Raw genomic sequence first — 16,606 nt, 5'->3', positions numbered from 1 at the left:
CGGCGAGTTATGTCGATGTGGTGCGGACGTCTGTGGGTGGGGATGTCTCGATCGATGGCTCCGACTACGGTGTCTCGGTCGGGGGCGCGGTCGTGAAGGGCAGCGTCACCGTCAGCGGAAGCTCCCGCGACGTGCTCATCGGCGCAGACGCCGACGGCGCAGCCGACGCATTCGCGAACTCCATCGGCGGTGACCTCAACCTCACCGACAACACCGCGAACCTCCGCGTCGCCGCGACCACCGTCTACGGCGCACTCACCCTCGACGGCAACACCCCCGCCGCCGCCCTCGGCACCGGCGTCTTCGCCGGATCCATCACCGGCGACCACACCGGCGACGCCCCCGCCCAACCCGCCGACGGCGACCAGTCCGTCGTCGTCACCGTCCCCGAACAAGCCGACGGAGAATTCACCTGGTCGATCGAGGGCACCTCACGCCTCGTCGACCTCGGAATCGCCGAAGAAATGCTCGACCACTACTACGCCGACGGCGAGATCGTCCCGATCCGCATCCAGGACACCCGCGCCGGAAACCCCGAGTGGTCACTCACCGCCCAGGTCTCCGACTTCACCGCCGGCGGCGAAGCAGTCTCCAGCAAATACCTCGGCTGGACACCCGAAGTACTCGAAACCGAAGGAAGCGCCATCGCCGGCGCAGCCATCCCCTCCGGCTTCGACAGCGGCGACGGACTCTCCGTCGCACGCACCCTCGCAACCGCAGACGAAGGCCACGAACGCGGCTCCTCACTCGTCAGCGCCGACCTCGAGCTCAAACTCCCGCTCGACACACCCCGCGGCACCTACACCGCAACGATCACCCTGACCGCACTCAGCTGATCACCCTCCCGCCCGGGCCACGCACAACCACGGCCCGGGCGGGACCCCCCTTTTTCCACCGACCCGGCCACGGGGCGGATCCCACTCAAAGGAGAGTCATGAACCACCACGATCACGCCCACCCGACGGTCTCGGCTCAGCCGATGAGCCGTCGCACGATGCTGAAGGCGCTGGCGGCATCGTCCGTCGCCGTCGGCATCGGCGCCGTCAGCGCCCCGGCCGCTTCCGCAGCATCCGCCTTCGGCACCAAGGCCGCACTGCCGACCGTCAGCGCCGGCAAGCGCCTGGTTCCGATCAACCGCATCGGCATTCAGCTCTTCACCGTCCGCGACAAGGTCAGCTCGCTCGGATTCCGCGCCGTCTTCGAAGAGCTCGCGCGCATCGGCTACTCCGAGATCGAGTTCGCCGGTTACACGCAGGGGCAGCTCGGCGCCATCACTCCCGCCGAGCTCCGGCAGCTGCTCGACGACAACGGCCTGCGCGCCGTCGGTTCGCACACCACTCTGAACCCGGGCAACATCGACCAGCAACTCGAGATCGCCCGCACCCTCGGGTTGCCCCACCTCGGACAGGGTGGCTCCATCGCCCCGCGCGGTGACAACTCGGTAGCCGGCTGGACCACCGCGGCGCAGACCTGGAACGAGATGGGCGAGAAGGCGAAGGCCGCCGGAATCAAGCTCTACATCCACAACCACCAGGGCGAGTTCAGCTTCACCTCCGACAACCCGACCCGCCGGGTCTACGACCTGCTCTGGGACGAATTCAACCCCGAGACGGTCTTCTTCCAGATGGACATCTACTGGGCGCACGTCGGCCGCCACCTCTACCCGGGGTTCGAGCCGATCGACTACATCAAGCGCGACCCGCGCCGCTTCCCCCTCGTGCACCTCAAGGACGGAAAGCTCAACCCGAACAGCCCCAACGGCTACGACATCATCGAGTTCGGCGCGGGCGACATCGACTACACGTCGTTCCTCTCGCAGTTGCGCGACCGCGGTCAGCGGTACGGGCTGTACGAGCAGGACAACGCTTCGACGGTGCCGATCAACCCGGGCAACTCGCTGGCGAACGCCGACCGCAGCTACGACAAAATCGCCGCGCTGCGCGGCTGAGAAACCAAGGACAGCTCATGAAGAATCTGATCAAAGCAACCACGGTTGCGCTTCTCGTCGTCGGCGGCACCGTCGTCGCGGTCCCGGCTTACGCGGCCGACCTGACCTGCTCGGGTGACCTGGCCGGCCAGACCGTGTCGGGCACTCTCACGGTGCCCGACGGCGTCGACTGCGTCATCGGCGGTGGAACCGTCGAGGGCGACGTCATCGTCGAACCGGGGGGATGGCTCGACGCGACGTCGGCCACCATCACGGGCGACGTCATCGCCACCGACGCCTACGGCGTATCGATCGACGGCACCAGCGTCGGCGGCGATGTGGTGGCGGCGTCGGCCGACACCCGCGGCGGCTTCCTCTACCTCAACGACCTCGATGTCGCAGGGTCGGTCGAGGCAGAGGGAATCGACGTCGAGGTGACGGACACCGCCATCGGCGGTTCTCTCACCACCCGCACGGCGAGTTATGTCGATGTGGTGCGGACGTCTGTGGGTGGGGATGTCTCGATCGATGGCTCCGACTACGGTGTCTCGGTCGGGGGCGCGGTCGTGAAGGGCAGCGTCACCGTCAGCGGAAGCTCCCGCGACGTGCTCATCGGCGCAGACGCCGACGGCGCAGCCGACGCATTCGCGAACTCCATCGGCGGTGACCTCAACCTCACCGACAACACCGCGAACCTCCGCGTCGCCGCGACCACCGTCTACGGCGCACTCACCCTCGACGGCAACACCCCCGCCGCCGCCCTCGGCACCGGCGTCTTCGCCGGATCCATCACCGGCGACCACACCGGCGACGCCCCCGCCCAACCCGCCGACGGCGACCAGTCCGTCGTCGTCACCGTCCCCGAACAAGCCGACGGAGAATTCACCTGGTCGATCGAGGGCACCTCACGCCTCGTCGACCTCGGAATCGCCGAAGAAATGCTCGACCACTACTACGCCGACGGCGAGATCGTCCCGATCCGCATCCAGGACACCCGCGCCGGAAACCCCGAGTGGTCACTCACCGCCCAGGTCTCCGACTTCACCGCCGGCGGCGAAGCAGTCTCCAGCAAATACCTCGGCTGGACACCCGAAGTACTCGAAACCGAAGGAAGCGCCATCGCCGGCGCAGCCATCCCCTCCGGCTTCGACAGCGGCGACGGACTCTCCGTCGCACGCACCCTCGCAACCGCAGACGAAGGCCACGAACGCGGCTCCTCACTCGTCAGCGCCGACCTCGAGCTCAAACTCCCGCTCGACACACCCCGCGGCACCTACACCGCAACGATCACCCTGACCGCACTCAGCTGATCACCCTCCCGCCCGGGCCACACAACAACCACGGCCCGGGCGGGACCCCCCTTCTCGAAAGCGAGTCCCCCGCCATGTCCCAGGCGATCCTGTCCCCCTCCCCCACCAACACCCGGTCCCGCGCGTTCTTCGCCCTCGTCCTCGCCCTCCTCTTCGCCCTGATGACACCCGGAGCGGCGGCCTTCGCGCAGACCTCCCCCGAGCCGACCTCCGAGACCGCCGTCTCGTGGAGCGTCCGCCCCGCGGACTCCGCCCAGGGCACCGGGCGCCCCAACTTCGCCTACGAGCTGAACCCCGGGGGCACCCTCGGCGACGCACTCGTCGTGACCAACCGCAGCACCGAGCCGCTCACCCTCGACGTCTACGCGGCCGACGGGTTCCTGACGGCCGACGGATCGCTCGACATCCTCGCCGGTGCAGAGCCCTCGACCGAGCTCGGCAGTTGGGTCGCCATCGACGTTCCCCAGATCACCCTCGCCAGCGGCGAGACGACCGAGATCCCCTTCTCGGTCGCGGTCCCCGCGGCAGCGCCCCCCGGAGACTATGCGGCGGGGATCGTCGCCTCGATGCTCGTCACCGCCGACAACGGCACGGTCACCGAGCGACGCCTCGGATCCCGCATCCACCTGCGCGTCCTCGGCGACCTCGTTCCCGCGCTCACCGTCTCGGGCGTCACCGTCGACTACCGCGGCACCGTGAACCCGGTCGAGAGCGGGTCGGCGAGCGTCACCTACACGCTCACCAACACCGGCAACACCCGGCTCGACCCCGATGTCGACGTCTCCGTCGCCGGGCCCTTCGGCTGGGCGGCCGTGAGCGCCTCCGACGACGTTCCCGACCTGCTGCCCGGCAGTTCGATCGAGCGCACCGTCGACGTCGCCTCGGTCCTCCCCTTGGCCGTCCTCACCGCGAACGTGACGTCGACGGCATCCGTCGTCTCACCGGGCGTGACGACGGATGCCGCACTCCCCGAGCCGGTCGTCTCTTCGGCGTCGGCGCTGACGGCGGCCGTGCCGTGGACGGCGCTGGCGATCCTCGTCGTCGTCGCCGGGCTCATCGTCTGGCGCGTCATCGCACGCAAGCGGAGCAAGGTCGCGCACCAGCGGGCCATCGACGAAGCCGTCGCCGCGGCCAGGGCCGAGCGTGCGAGCGAAGAGACGGTGGATGCTGCCGCCCCGGTCGCGGCCGGCAGCAGCGCATCGCCCGGCTCGCGCTAGCGAGCCCCGAGACACACCTGCGGCGTGGGGAGGGACACCCCGCGCCGCAGGTGGACCAAGACCGAGTCCTGTCTACGACGCGGTGGAGCCGATCACGACGCGTTGAAGCCGCTGCTCAACGCCTCGGGTGACAGCGCGTACTCGACGGCGAGCATGCTCGCCCCGAGCACAGCCGCCCGGTCGGCGGCGATCGACTGCACGATCGAGAGGTATTCCGTCGCGAGCGGGGTCGAGCGGGTGTAGACGACCTCACGGACGCCGGCGATGAGGTGCTCGCCCACGCGTGCCATCGATCCGCCGATGGCGATGATCGAGGGGTTCATCAGGCTGACACACGTCGTCAGCACCTCACCGATGTCGCGTCCGGCCTGTCGAACGGCCTGGATCGCGTCGATGTTGCCGCGCTTGACGAGATCGACGACGTCGGAGCCGGTGTGCGCGTCGATGCCCTGCTCGCGCAGCGCACGGGCGATGGCGGGGCCCGAGGCCAAGGCTTCGAGGCATCCGCGATTTCCGCACTGGCAGGGCACGTTCGCTCCCCGCGCCACCTGCACGTGCCCGATGTCGCCGGCGATGCCCTGCGCGCCGCGCTGCAGCTCGCCGCCCGAGACGATGCCCGTGCCGATACCGGTCGAGACCTTGACGAACATGAGGTGGTCGACGCCGGGCCAGGCCACGGCCCGTTCTCCGAGCGCCATGATGTTCACGTCGTTGTCGACGAGCACCGGGACCGGGAGGGGGAGGTGCTGCTGGATCCACCCGGGGATGTCGAAGCGATCCCAGCCGGGCATGATCGGCGGGTTCACCGGCTGACCGGTCGAATGCTCGACCGGGCCGGGAACGCCGATACCGATCGCGGCCACGTCGGCCACCGTCCGGCCCGACGCCGTCAGCAACGCCGTCGTCGACTCGATGAGCCACGTGAGGACGGGCTCGGGGCCCAGGGCGATGTCGAGCTCCTCGGAGTGCTCGTCGAGCACCTGGCCGGTGAGATCGGTGATGGCCACGGTGGCGTGCGAGGCGCCGATGTCGACCGCGACGACGACCTTCGCGGCGGGGTTGATCGCGAACTGCGACGGCGGGCGACCGCCGGTCGACACCCCGTCGGCGACGGGGGTGATGAGGCCCATTCGCATGAGTTCATCCACGCGCACGGCCACCGTCGAGCGGGCGAGACCGGTCGACTTGGCGAGCTCCGCTCGGGTGCGGGGCACCCCGTCGCGCAGCAGCTGGAACAGCTGGCTTACGCCTGTCACTGATTGTGCGGAGTCCGTCGTCATTCTTGCCACGCCCTCAGTACATCATTAGTTGCTTAGGTGGGGCCGATAAGACGACGGCGGCCACGCAAGAAGCATGGCCGCCGTCGTTACTCGGTAGGGTCAGCTCGCTCGTCCCGAGGGCCGCGAGAAGCGCTGCTGCAGCAGAACCGCGATGACGATGATCACGCCCTTCGCGACGGCCTGCACCGACGACGAGAGGTTGTTCTGCACGAAGACGTTCGTCAGCGTCGAGAAGATGAGCACGCCGAACACCGTTCCGGTGATCGTGCCTCGGCCGCCCACGAGGAGCGTTCCACCGACGACGACCGCGGCGATCGCGTCGAGCTCGATGAGCTGGCCGTGCGTCGACGTGCCCGCTGTCGTTCGGCCGAGGATCATCACCGCGGCGATTCCGGCGGTGAGGCCCGCCAGCGCGTAGAGCCACATGGTGTGCCGCTTGACGTTGATGCCGGCGAGGCGGGCGGCTTCGCGGTTGCCGCCGATGGCGACCGTGCGGCGGCCGAAGGTGGTGCGGTTGAGAAGCACCCACCCCATCACCGCGACGAGAGCGAAGATCCAGATGAGGATGTCGATGCCGAGGAAATCACCGTTCATGAAGGTGATGAATCCGCGGTCTTCCACGACCAGCGTCCGTCGATCGGCCAGGATCTCGGCGAGACCGCGGGCGGCCACGAGCATGGCGAGTGTCGCCATGAAGGCGACGACGTTGCCGTAAGCGATGACGATGCCGTTGACGAGACCTGCACCCACGCCGACGAGCAGCGCGATGACGATCATGACCGTCCAGTGCAGTTGGTCGGAGAGATCCTGCACGGCGGCAAGGGTGGCGACGACCGAAGCCAGGCCCATCACCGAGCCGACCGACAGATCGATGCCGCCCGCGATGATGACGAGCGTCATCCCGACGCTGATCACGCCGACGATCGAGGCCTGGCGCAGGATCACGAGGACGTTGTCGATGCTGGTGAAGCTACCCGGAGCGCTGATGGCGCCGACGACGATGATCAGCAGCAGTCCGACGACGAGGCCGAGGTTGCGGCCGGCCGATCCGGAGAGGAAGCGACGCCAGGCCGGCTGCGGGGGCTCGGCGGCGATAGCGGAGGTGTCGGGAGAGGCGGTTCGAACCCCGGTGGGGGAAATCTGCTCGCTCACGCGGCGGATCCTTTCATGACGAGGTCGAGCACTCCGTGCTCGTCGATCTGGTCGGACGGGAGGGTGCGGAGGACGCGACCGTCGGAGATGACGAGAACGACATCGGCGAGACCGAGCACCTCCTCGATCTCACTGGAGACGACGACGACGGCGTTGCCGGCGGCGGCGAGATCGCGGATGAGGGTGTAGATCTCGGCGCGGGCGCCGACGTCGACGCCACGCGTGGGTTCGTCCAGCAGCAGCACACGCGTACCGTGCACCAGCCAGCGGGCGAGGAGGATCTTCTGCTGGTTGCCCCCCGAGAGGGTCCGCGCGGGGCGGTCGGGGTCTGCGGGGCGCAGCTCGAACGCGTCGATCTGCTCGCGCGCGACGCGACGTGCGGAACGGTCGTCGAGCAGACCGCCCTTCGCGAAACGCCTCATCGATGCCAGCGTGATGTTGACGAAGATGGGTTCGTCGAGCACGAGTCCTTGACTCTTGCGCTCTTCGGGCGAGAGCCCGATGCCCGCATCGACCGCCGCGACGACGGAGCCGCGGCGAAGCGTCTTGTCTCGGACGCTGACCGTGCCCTTGGTCGACTTGCGCGCGCCGTAGACCGTTTCGAGGATCTCGGAGCGCCCCGACCCGACGAGCCCGGCGAGCCCTACGACCTCGCCGGCACGAACGGTGAACGAGACGTCTTCGAAGACGCCGGCGAGCGCGAGGTCTTTGACCTCGAGCACGGTCGCTGCGTCCGCCGCGATCGGCGAGCGAGTCGGGAAGACGTTCGCGACCTCACGACCGGTCATCAACCGGATGAGCTCGGGAGTGGGAGTCTCGGAGGCCGAGAGGCCGACCGCTGTCGTCCGGCCATCCTTGAGCACGGTGATGCGATCGCCGATCTGGCGGATCTCTTCGAGGCGGTGGGTGATGTACACGACCGCGATGCCTTCGGCGGTGAGTTCGTGCACGACCTGGAAGAGGTTCTTCACCTCTTCGGTATCGAGCACGGCCGACGGCTCGTCCATGATGATGAGCTTGATGTCGTGCGAGAGCGCCCGCGCCATGCTCACGATCTGCTTGTTGGCCGCGCTGAGCGAACCCACCTCGGTGTGAGGCGAGAGGTTCGAGTGGCCGAGGCGCTTCAACAGGGCCCTGGTCTGCTTGGCCGCTTCGGAACGCCGCGTAAACCCGCCGCTCGCGAGCTCGTGGCCGAGGAAGATGTTCTCGGCGATCGTGAGCCCGTCGACGACATCGAGTTCTTGGTACATCGTCGCGATGCCCATCTCGATGGCGGCTTCGGGGGTCGCGATCTCGACGACCTCGCCGCGCCAGCTGATCTCACCGCCGTCGGGGCGGTGGACACCGGCGAGGGTCTTGATGAGCGTGGACTTGCCCGCGCCGTTCTGACCGAGTACGCAGTGGACTTCGCCCGGCGCGATGTCGAGATCGACGCCCCGCAGCGCCCGAACGCCGGCGAAGGACTTCGTTACGCCCCGAACCTGGAGTAATGACGATTGATGGTCAACTTTGATCACCCGGCGAACATAACACGCCTCCGGTGCGTCGCGCGACCCTTTCGTCCCGCGTATCTCTGGAAGAACTACGGATGCCGCGAGACGGCGGGATTCCCGTATTTTGTCCGCGTTCACGGGGAAGCAGAACTTATAACCGTCGGATAACAAAAGTTGACCGATCCTGCATGACTTCTGTTACGGTGAGGCTCGTCAGCGTCGACCTCTCCTTTGCATGGACTACCCCGAGGGGCCGCTGAACCAAGCTGCATCACATTCAAGGAGGAAAGAACATGCGCACATACCTGAAGTCGCGCTCACGCCTGGTGCTCACCGGCGCGGCGCTTTTCGCATCCATCGGTCTTCTCGCGGGCTGCACCGGCGGCACCGCGAACGAGAGTGAGAACGTCGTCGACCAGGGAACGTCGACCGAAGAGAACGCCGAGACGGGCGACACCGTCGTCATCGGCTTCTCGGGACCCGCTGCCGACCACGGTTGGCTCGGCGCGATCAACTCCGGCGCGCTTGCCGCCGCCGAGAGCTTCCCCGACGTCGACCTCCAGGTCGCCGAGGGCACGAACGACGTCAACGCCCAGATCGCTGCCGTCGAGACCTTCATCAACGATGGCGTCGACGCGATCGTCCTGCTCCCCAGCGACGGCGCTGCTCTGACCGAGGTCGCCATCAAGGCGATGGAGGCCGGCATCCCCGTGATCAACGTCGACCGCGAGTTCTCGAGCCCGTTCGCCGCGCGTTCGACCGTGCTCGGCGACAACTACGGCATGGGCGTCAGCGCCGGTGTCTACGTCTGTGAGCAGCTCGGTGACAACCCCGACGCGATCGTCGGTGAGATCGCCGGCATCGACTCGCTGCCGCTGACGCAGGACCGCTCCGCGGGCTTCGCCGACGCACTGTCCGACTGCGGCCTCGAGGTCGGCCCCCGCGTGGCGGCTGACTTCACGGTGCAGGGTGGCGAAGCTGCCACCTCGCAGATGCTCTCGGCCAACCCGCAGATCGACGCCATCTGGAACCACGACGACGACCAGGGCATCGGTGTCCTCGCGGCCATCAGCGCTTCGGGTCGCGACGAGTTCTTCATGGTCGGTGGAGCGGGTAGCCGCAACGCGATGGAGGCCATCGAGGCCGACGACAGCGTGCTGAAGGCAACCGTCATCTACCCCTCGACCCAGGCTGCCGACGGAATCGCACTCGCGCGTCTCATCGCGCAGGGCAAGACCGCGGGCGACCTGATCACCCCGAGCGTTCCGAACCGCATCGTTCTGGACGCACCGGTCGTGACGAAGGAGAACGTGGCCGAGTTCATCGACCTCTCGTTCGAGTCCTGAGTGGGTGGGGGCACCCGGTCACCGGGTGCCCCCCTCCCTCTTCCGTCAGTTAGAGAAAGACATTGCCTTGACCCAGCCTCTCCGCGTCGCGATGATCGGCGCCGGCTTCATGGGCGCCGCGCATTCCCAGGGATGGCGCGTGGCCCCCCGCTTCTTCGATCTCCCCGTGCAACCCGAGATGTCGGTGCTGGTCGGCCGCGATCTCGACCGCACCCGGAAATCGGCCGAATGTTGGGGTTGGGCGGAATCATCAGCGGACTGGCGCGAGGTCATCGCGCGCGATGACATCGACGTGGTCGACGTCGTGACGCCGGGCGACACGCACGCCGAGATCGCCATCGCGGCGCTCGAGGCGGGCAAGCACGTTCTCTGCGAGAAACCCCTCGCCAACTCCGTCGCCGAAGCCGAGGCCATGACCGAGGCTGCGGAACGCGCCGCGGCACGGGGAGTGCGCTCGATGGTCGGCTTCACCTACCGTCGCGTCCCCGCGGCCACATTCGCTCGCGACCTCGTCGCCGCCGGCCGCATCGGCGATGTCCGCCAAGTGCGGGCCGAGTACCTGCAGGACTGGCTGAGCGACGCTGAAGCCCCGCTCACCTGGCGCATGCAGAAAGACCGCGCCGGCTCCGGCGCGCTGGGTGACATCGGCGCTCACGCCGTCGACCTCACCGAGTTCATCACCGGTCAGCGCGTCTCGCGCGTCTCGGGAATCCTCGAAACGATCGTCGCCGAGCGGCCGCTGCTGGGTGAAGGCACCGGATTGTCGGGCTCGGCGGCATCCGGTCGTGGCGCCGTCACCGTCGATGACCTCGCCCTGTTCACCGGACGCTTGTCATCGGGCGCCCTCGCCTCTTTCGAGGCCAGCCGCTTCCGGCTGGGCCGCAAGAACGCCCTCCGCATCGAGATCTCCGGATCGACCGGTGCACTGTCGTTCGACCTCGAACGCCTCAACGAACTCGAGTACTACGACGCGACCGCCCCCTCGGAAGAGCTGGGATTCCGCCGCATCCTGGTCACCGAACCCGGACACCCCTACGTTGGCAAGTGGTGGCCCACCGGCCACATGCTCGGCTACGAGCACGGTTTCGCGCACCAGGCGAAGGACTTCGTCGAGGCGGTCGCCGAAGGCTCCGAGCCGCGGCCCTCGTTCGCCGACGGGCTGCACGTCCAGCGGGTGCTCGACGCCGTCGAGCGAAGCTCGAACGCCGACAGCGTCTGGACCCCGGTCGCCTGACCCTTTCCCTTTCCCCCGCCGCTCTTCCGCGGCATTCTTGATCCGACGAGAGGACTCCGCGATGGCGCGACCGATTACCTTGTTCACCGGCCAGTGGGCAGACCTGCCCTTCGAAGAAGTCGCCCGACTCGCGGGCGAGTGGGGCTACGACGGACTCGAGATCGCCTGCTGGGGCGACCACCTCGACCCGTGGCGGTGGGATGACGACGCTTATGTGCAGGGCAAGCTCGATGTGCTCGAGCGCAACGGCCTGAAGGTGTGGACGATCTCGAACCACCTGAAGGGTCAGGTCGTCTGCGACGACCCGATCGATCAGCGCCACCGCGACATCGTTTCGGACCACGTGTGGGGCGACGGCGACCCCGAGGGTGTGCGACAGCGCGCCGCCGAGGAATTGAGGAACACGGCGCGGCTGGCGGCGAAGCTCGGCGTGAAGACCGTGACCGGCTTCACCGGGTCGTCGATCTGGAAGTACGTCGCGATGTTCCCGCCCGCCTCGGCGGAGATGGTCGCCGCCGGATATCAGGACTTCGCCGACCGATGGAACCCGATCCTCGACGTCTTCGACGAGGTCGGCGTGCGCTTCGCCCACGAGGTGCACCCGTCAGAGATCGCCTACGACTACTGGACGACGAAGGCCGCACTCGAGGCCATCGGCCACCGCGAAGCCTTCGGGCTGAATTGGGACCCCTCGCACATGGTGTGGCAGGACATCGACCCGGTCGGTTTCCTGTGGGACTTCCAGGACCGCATCTACCACGTGCACTGCAAGGACACGAAGAAGCGCCTCACCGACGGCCGCAACGGACGCCTCGGCTCGCACCTGCCGTGGGCGGATCCGCGTCGCGGGTGGGACTTCATCTCGACCGGACACGGCGACGTGCCCTGGGAAGACGCGTTCCGGATGCTGAACGCCATCGGCTACCAGGGGCCGCTCTCGGTCGAGTGGGAGGACGCAGGGATGGACCGCCTCGTCGGCGCCCCCGAGGCCCTCGGCTTCGTCCGCAAGCTGTCGACCTACGAGCCGTCGGCCGCAGCCTTCGACTCCGCCTTCAGCACGAAGTAGCAGTCCTCGACGACGGCCCGACCCCGCCCGGGTCGGGCCTTCGCCGTCGCCGCGGAGTCCGTCCCGGCGCCACGGGGGTCAGGCGCGGGCGGGGAAGCGGGGGGAGAGCCAGCCCAACAGGTCGGCGCGCACCTCGGCCTGGTTGCGCTCGTTGAAGATCTCGTGTCGCGCTTCGGGGTAGACGAGGGTCGTCACGTCGGTGAGGCCCGATCGCGTGCGGTATGCGTCGGCGAGCCGGTGCACGCTCCTCGGACCCCCGACCGAATCGTCGCGCCCGACCATCAGAAGCGCGGGGATGTCGGGGAGGTTCCGCGCGGGGCGGCCGTACAGCCGCGCCGCGTCGAGGGGTCCGAACAGTTTCAGCAGCGGCACGGACGTGGTCAGCGGATCGTCGAGGAAAGCCTTTCCGATCTCATGGTCGGACGACAGCCACTCCGTGCCGGTCGCGCCCTTCGCCTTCCACGCCGCGTTCAGGTCGCCGGCGTTCAGCGACCCCGGGGTTCGGAGGGCGGATCCGCTGAGGATGACGGCGTCGTAGAGCTCGGGATGCTGATTCACGAGGATCTGCGCGAGGAACGAGCCCCACGAGTGCCCGAGGAGGATGAGCGGCAGATCGGAATGATCCGTGCGGATGCGCTCCGACAGCATCCGCACCGCTTCGACGGCCGCGCGATGGCCGCCGCGTCCGAGCCGGCCGAGCCGCGTCGCGTCTCCGCCGTGCTGGCGCATGCCGGTGCGTCCGTGTCCGCGGTGATCGTCTGCGTAGACCGTGTACCCGTCTGCGACCAGGGCGGCGACGAGCGCCGCGTAGCGCCCCGCGTGCTCACCCACGCCGTGCAGCAGCTGCACCACGGCTCGCGGCCGGTCTGCGGGGTGGACGTCATAGACGATCACGACACCGTGCGCGTCGGCGAACTCGGGCATGGGGCCGAGCCTAGCGGCGCGTTCCGTCGCAAGGCGCCTTCCGCCAACCCCTTAGCGTTACTAATGAGCTAAGCTAAGGAATGAATGAACGCGTCGACGACTCCCCCCGGTCCTCCGAGTGACCTCAGCGCCGCAGCATCCGATTTTCGGATGGCGACGTTCCGGCTCGCTCGGCGTCTGCGTGCGCAACGCGCGGTCGACACGATGAGCGATGGCCAGTTCGCCGTGCTCGCCGCCCTGAAGGTCTTCGGACCGCACACCCTCGGCGAACTGGCCACCCGCGAACGTGTCACCGCGCCGTCGATGAACCGCACGGTCAACAGCCTCGAAGAGTCGGGCCTGGTCAGCCGCACTCCGTCGAGCGACGACCGCCGAAAGATCACCCTCGACCTGACGGCCGACGGCCGCGCCGTGGTCGAAGAGACCGCCCGGCGACGCGACGCGTGGCTCGAGGGCGCCCTCTCCGAGATACCGGAGGACGACCGCCGCACCCTGGCGCGAGCCGCCGAGATCATGCAGCGTTTGGCGGAGCGATGACCGTCACCCCCATGTTCCGCTCCCTCGCGGTCTTCAACTACCGCGTCTGGTTCATCGGCGCCGTCGTGTCGAACATCGGCGCGTGGATGCAGTCGACCGCCCAGAGCTGGGTCGTTCTGACGCAGCTCACCGACGGCGACGCCGGCGCGATGGGGGTGACGATGGCGCTGCAGTTCGCGCCGCCGCTCCTGCTCGTGGGCGTCACCGGCTGGGTCGCCGATCGATTCGAGCGACGCAAGCTCATCATGGTGACCCAGGCGGCCATGCTGCTGCTCGCGATCAGCCTGGGCGTGCTCATCCTCACGGGCGTCATGACCCTCCCCCTGATGTACGGCTTCGCACTGGCTCTCGGCGTCGTGACGGCATTCGACAATCCGGCGCGGCAGGCGTTCGTGTCCGATCTCGTCGAGCGCGAGAACACCTCCAATGCCGTCGCACTGAACGCCGCGTCGTTCAACACCGCGCGACTCATCGGCCCGGCCGTGGCCGGCGTGCTGATCGTGGTCATCGGGAGCGGCTGGGTGTTCCTCGTCAACGCCTTCACGTTCGTGGCGATGGTCGGAGCCCTGTGGCTCATCCGCCCGCACGAGCTCGTCCCGCGTCCGAAGATGCGGGGTACGTCGCGACTCGCCGACGGCTTCCGTTACGTGCGGGGCCGCGGCGACCTCGTCGTGATCTTCGCGATGGTCTTCCTTCTCGGGGCGTTCGGCATGAACTTCCCGATCTTCGCCTCGACGATGGCCCTCGAGTTCGGTCAGGGCGCCGACGGGTTCGGTCTGCTCAGCTCGATCCTCGCCATCGGGTCGCTCACCGGCGCGCTGCTCGCCGCGCGGCGCGAACGGGCTCGACTGCGGTTGGTGGTGATCGCCGCCGGCGGTTTCGCCGTCGCGATGTGCGCGTCGGCACTCGCCCCGACCTACCTGACCTACGCGCTCTCCCTCGTCTTCGTCGGATTCTCGGTCGTCACGATGCTCACCACCGCCAACGGCTACGTGCAGAGCACAACCGACCCCGCCCTGCGCGGGCGGGTGCTCGCCCTGTACGTCGCGATCCTCCTCGGCGGCACGCCGGTGGGTGCCCCCGTCGTCGGTTGGGTCGCATCGGAGTGGGGCCCGCGCGCCGCGATCATGGTCGCCGCCGTCGCCGCGCTCGTCGCGTGCGGCGTCGGGGTCGCCTGGACGCTGGCCTCCGGTCGCGTGCACCGGCACGAGAGCCGACGCTTCGCCCTCACGCTCGACGAGACGCGTCCGATCGACGTGATCGTGCCCGAGGAGTTCAGCGACGAGGTCGCCGGCACGACCGCGATCCCTCTGCCCCGCCAGGGCGAACCCGCCGCGCGGCGCTGAGTCCGCTGACGCCACCGCTCGCCCGGCGCCGAACGGCCCGGCCGACGCCGTCAGCGCGGCTCGCGCACGCCGACCCGCTCGAGGTGCGCGTTGACGAAGCGGCCGGTGGGGTCGAGGCGCTCGAAGACGGCACGGGCGTCGGCGAGGCGAGGGTGCACCGCGGCCATCCGCTCGGCGTTGAACGCGTGCACCTTGCCCCAGTGCGGTCGGGCGGCGAACGGCGCCAGCGCCGCTTCGATGTGCGGGATCACGCGACTGACCTCCTCGGGACGATCGAGCCACGTGAAGTGGATGGCGAGGAAGTCCCGCTCGTAGGCACCGCTCAGCCACAGCTGGTCTCGGGCTGCGGTGCGCAGCTCGCTGACGACGAGGTGCGGGCGGATCTGCGGCGCGAGCTCGCGCACCGCGCGCAGCGCGGCGGGCGCGTCGGCCCGGTCGACGAAGTACTCGGTCTGGATCTCGGCTCCGAAGGAGGGCTCACGGTCGAGCCGGAAGTGAGGCAACCGCAGCATCCATGGTCCTGGCACTCCCCCGAGCTCGGTGACGTTGTCGTCGCTCGCGAGGGGTGAATCGTCTTTCGCGGCGAGCGCACCGTCGAGGAGCGTGGCGGGAACGCCGTCGTGGTCGGTGCCGAGACGGGTCTTGGTCCACACGTAACCGACCTCGTCGCCCTCCCACTTCGTGAAGACCGACACGCTGTACGCCGCCGACGTCAGAGCGTCGAGGTCGGCCAGCGCCGCCTCCCACGTCACCCCCGTGTAGACGTCTTGGCGCATGCGGTAGGAAGGCTCGAGGTCGAGGGTGACTTCGGTGACGAGCCCGAAGGCGCCGAGCCCGACGACGAGGGCGGCGAAGTCGGCATCACCGCGGCGCGTGTCGTGCACCTCGCCGTCGGCGCCGACGTACCGGAGGGCGCGCACGGCGGTCGAGAGCACGCCGTTGCCGTTGCCCGAACCGTGCGTTCCCGTCGCCGTCGCACCGGCAACGCCGATGTGCGGAAGCGACCCCATGTTGTGCAGCGCCCACCCCTCGGCCTCGAGCTTCAGGGCGAGCACACCGTACCGGGTGCCCGCGGGCACGACGGCGGTGCGCGAGGCCGCGTCGATGACGACGTCGCCGCGGAGGGCGGAAAGATCGATCAGCGTGCCCTCGGTGTCGGGCAGGTCGGTGAACGAGTGACGCGTGCCGAGGGCGTGGATGCGGCCGCCACCGCTCCGCACGAGCTGCACCACCTCGTCGAGGTCACGCGGATGCGCGCGGGTGGCCGCGCGGTACGCGTACGTTCCCGCCCAGTTCTTCGGGGCAGTGGTCGAGAACGCGTCTTCGGGCATGCGATCAACTTAGTCGGAGGGGGCCGACGACTCGGCGACGCGACCGGCGGCGTCGACGCCGGCATGTCCCACTTTCCGCAAGAAACAGCCCTGGCGGTTGCGGAAAACGGGACACGAACGAGAGCATGTCCCACTTTCCGCAAGAAACGGGGCGCATCGTTGCGGAAAATGGGACATGCGTCGTCGCGGTCGAGAGCGCCCCGACCGACGCGGAGGGCCCAAGCTCTCACCCACGCGCGTCGCTGAGAGCGACGGGCGGTTCCGCGGCGGATGCCTGGAGGTCTACGCGGCGCAGGCGGCACTCCGCGCACCGCACGTACCGCACGACGCCGTCGCTGGTGCGATGGGCCGACTCGGTCACCCATCCGTGCTCGTGGGGGGTGGATGCGGGGTGGGCCAGGTCTGCTCGGTGCTCCGAAGCGAGGTGAGTCGTCATGCATTCC

General features: G+C 68.6%; 14 protein-coding genes and 1 pseudogene. 9 read left to right on the top strand and 6 right to left on the bottom strand.

Annotation, left to right across the window (positions count from 1 at the left end; genetic code table 11):
- The 4 genes and pseudogenes from ACFXQA_RS06910 to ACFXQA_RS06895 form a co-directional block, all read left to right on the top strand.
- Positions 1-836 (top strand): annotated as a pseudogene (locus ACFXQA_RS06910) (hypothetical protein); the annotation flags it as partial.
- Positions 837-934: 98 nt separating this feature from the next.
- The gene (locus ACFXQA_RS06905; protein ID WP_394519061.1) at positions 935-1,948 is read left to right on the top strand and encodes a sugar phosphate isomerase/epimerase family protein; all 1,014 of its coding nucleotides are present in this window, start codon (positions 935-937) and stop codon (positions 1,946-1,948) included.
- Between the two features lie 17 nt (positions 1,949-1,965).
- Positions 1,966-3,237, top strand: coding sequence for an autotransporter outer membrane beta-barrel domain-containing protein (locus ACFXQA_RS06900; RefSeq protein ID WP_394519060.1), 1,272 nt, complete (start codon positions 1,966-1,968; stop codon positions 3,235-3,237).
- Between the two features lie 74 nt (positions 3,238-3,311).
- Positions 3,312-4,454: a DUF916 domain-containing protein gene (locus tag ACFXQA_RS06895; RefSeq protein WP_394519059.1), complete on the top strand. Its 1,143-nt coding sequence runs from the start codon at positions 3,312-3,314 to the stop codon at positions 4,452-4,454.
- A gap of 92 nt (positions 4,455-4,546) precedes the next feature.
- Here ACFXQA_RS06895 and ACFXQA_RS06890 read toward each other — a convergent pair whose 3' ends face one another.
- From ACFXQA_RS06890 to ACFXQA_RS06880, 3 genes are all read right to left on the bottom strand, one after another.
- The gene (locus tag ACFXQA_RS06890; RefSeq protein WP_394519058.1) at positions 4,547-5,734 is read right to left on the bottom strand and encodes an ROK family transcriptional regulator; all 1,188 of its coding nucleotides are present in this window, start codon (positions 5,732-5,734) and stop codon (positions 4,547-4,549) included.
- 99 nt (positions 5,735-5,833) lie between these two features.
- Positions 5,834-6,886, bottom strand: a complete 1,053-nt coding sequence (locus tag ACFXQA_RS06885) for an ABC transporter permease (protein WP_394519057.1) — start codon at positions 6,884-6,886, stop codon at positions 5,834-5,836.
- Positions 6,883-8,403, bottom strand: a complete 1,521-nt coding sequence (locus ACFXQA_RS06880) for a sugar ABC transporter ATP-binding protein (protein WP_394519056.1) — start codon at positions 8,401-8,403, stop codon at positions 6,883-6,885. Before ACFXQA_RS06880 ends, ACFXQA_RS06885 begins: the two co-directional genes overlap by 4 nt.
- A gap of 269 nt (positions 8,404-8,672) precedes the next feature.
- Here ACFXQA_RS06880 and ACFXQA_RS06875 point away from each other — a divergent pair, with 269 nt between their 5' ends.
- From ACFXQA_RS06875 to ACFXQA_RS06865, 3 genes are all read left to right on the top strand, one after another.
- Positions 8,673-9,725 carry a substrate-binding domain-containing protein gene (locus ACFXQA_RS06875; protein ID WP_394519055.1) on the top strand — a complete coding sequence of 351 codons (1,053 nt, stop codon included), beginning with the start codon at positions 8,673-8,675 and terminating at the stop codon, positions 9,723-9,725.
- Between the two features lie 91 nt (positions 9,726-9,816).
- The gene (locus ACFXQA_RS06870) at positions 9,817-10,959 is read left to right on the top strand and encodes a Gfo/Idh/MocA family protein (RefSeq protein WP_394519088.1); all 1,143 of its coding nucleotides are present in this window, start codon (positions 9,817-9,819) and stop codon (positions 10,957-10,959) included.
- A 61-nt stretch (positions 10,960-11,020) separates the two neighbouring features.
- Positions 11,021-12,025: a sugar phosphate isomerase/epimerase family protein gene (locus tag ACFXQA_RS06865; RefSeq protein ID WP_394519054.1), complete on the top strand. Its 1,005-nt coding sequence runs from the start codon at positions 11,021-11,023 to the stop codon at positions 12,023-12,025.
- A 78-nt stretch (positions 12,026-12,103) separates the two neighbouring features.
- On the opposite strand, the gene ACFXQA_RS06860 is transcribed toward ACFXQA_RS06865, so the two are convergent.
- On the bottom strand, positions 12,104-12,949 hold the full coding sequence (locus ACFXQA_RS06860; RefSeq protein ID WP_394519053.1) for an alpha/beta fold hydrolase: 846 nt from the start codon (positions 12,947-12,949) through the stop codon (positions 12,104-12,106).
- Positions 12,950-13,033: 84 nt separating this feature from the next.
- Between ACFXQA_RS06860 and ACFXQA_RS06855 the strand changes: the two genes are divergently transcribed.
- Complete coding sequence (locus ACFXQA_RS06855; RefSeq protein WP_394519052.1) at positions 13,034-13,486, top strand: MarR family winged helix-turn-helix transcriptional regulator; 453 nt, start codon at positions 13,034-13,036, stop codon at positions 13,484-13,486.
- The gene (locus ACFXQA_RS06850) at positions 13,483-14,832 is read left to right on the top strand and encodes an MFS transporter (protein WP_394519051.1); all 1,350 of its coding nucleotides are present in this window, start codon (positions 13,483-13,485) and stop codon (positions 14,830-14,832) included. The genes ACFXQA_RS06855 and ACFXQA_RS06850 overlap by 4 nt, the downstream gene beginning before the upstream one ends.
- A 50-nt stretch (positions 14,833-14,882) precedes the next feature.
- Here the strand turns inward: ACFXQA_RS06850 and ACFXQA_RS06845 are convergent, their stop codons facing one another.
- Complete coding sequence (locus ACFXQA_RS06845) at positions 14,883-16,163, bottom strand: D-arabinono-1,4-lactone oxidase (protein ID WP_394519050.1); 1,281 nt, start codon at positions 16,161-16,163, stop codon at positions 14,883-14,885.
- A gap of 226 nt (positions 16,164-16,389) precedes the next feature.
- Positions 16,390-16,599, bottom strand: a complete 210-nt coding sequence (locus ACFXQA_RS06840) for a hypothetical protein (RefSeq protein WP_394519049.1) — start codon at positions 16,597-16,599, stop codon at positions 16,390-16,392.
- Positions 16,600-16,606 lie beyond the last annotated feature (7 nt).

The sequence above is a fragment of the Microbacterium shimangi genome, assembly GCF_043556445.1.
Lineage (GTDB): Bacteria > Actinomycetota > Actinomycetes > Actinomycetales > Microbacteriaceae > Microbacterium.
This window is presented reverse-complemented; position numbering and strand designations above follow the sequence as displayed.

Bases quoted from the DNA above. Each gene is read 5' to 3' on its own strand.
- ACFXQA_RS06905 (WP_394519061.1), top strand. From the start codon at position 935: ATGAACCACCACGATCACGCCCACCCGACGGTCTCGGCTCAGCCGATG.
- ACFXQA_RS06900 (WP_394519060.1), top strand. From the start codon at position 1,966: ATGAAGAATCTGATCAAAGCAACCACGGTTGCGCTTCTCGTCGTCGGC.
- ACFXQA_RS06895 (WP_394519059.1), top strand. From the start codon at position 3,312: ATGTCCCAGGCGATCCTGTCCCCCTCCCCCACCAACACCCGGTCCCGC.
- ACFXQA_RS06890 (WP_394519058.1), bottom strand. From the start codon at position 5,734: ATGACGACGGACTCCGCACAATCAGTGACAGGCGTAAGCCAGCTGTTC.
- ACFXQA_RS06875 (WP_394519055.1), top strand. From the start codon at position 8,673: ATGCGCACATACCTGAAGTCGCGCTCACGCCTGGTGCTCACCGGCGCG.
- ACFXQA_RS06870 (WP_394519088.1), top strand. From the start codon at position 9,817: ATGATCGGCGCCGGCTTCATGGGCGCCGCGCATTCCCAGGGATGGCGC.
- ACFXQA_RS06865 (WP_394519054.1), top strand. From the start codon at position 11,021: ATGGCGCGACCGATTACCTTGTTCACCGGCCAGTGGGCAGACCTGCCC.
- ACFXQA_RS06860 (WP_394519053.1), bottom strand. From the start codon at position 12,949: ATGCCCGAGTTCGCCGACGCGCACGGTGTCGTGATCGTCTATGACGTC.
- ACFXQA_RS06855 (WP_394519052.1), top strand. From the start codon at position 13,034: ATGAACGCGTCGACGACTCCCCCCGGTCCTCCGAGTGACCTCAGCGCC.
- ACFXQA_RS06850 (WP_394519051.1), top strand. From the start codon at position 13,483: ATGACCGTCACCCCCATGTTCCGCTCCCTCGCGGTCTTCAACTACCGC.
- ACFXQA_RS06845 (WP_394519050.1), bottom strand. From the start codon at position 16,163: ATGCCCGAAGACGCGTTCTCGACCACTGCCCCGAAGAACTGGGCGGGA.
- ACFXQA_RS06840 (WP_394519049.1), bottom strand. From the start codon at position 16,599: ATGACGACTCACCTCGCTTCGGAGCACCGAGCAGACCTGGCCCACCCC.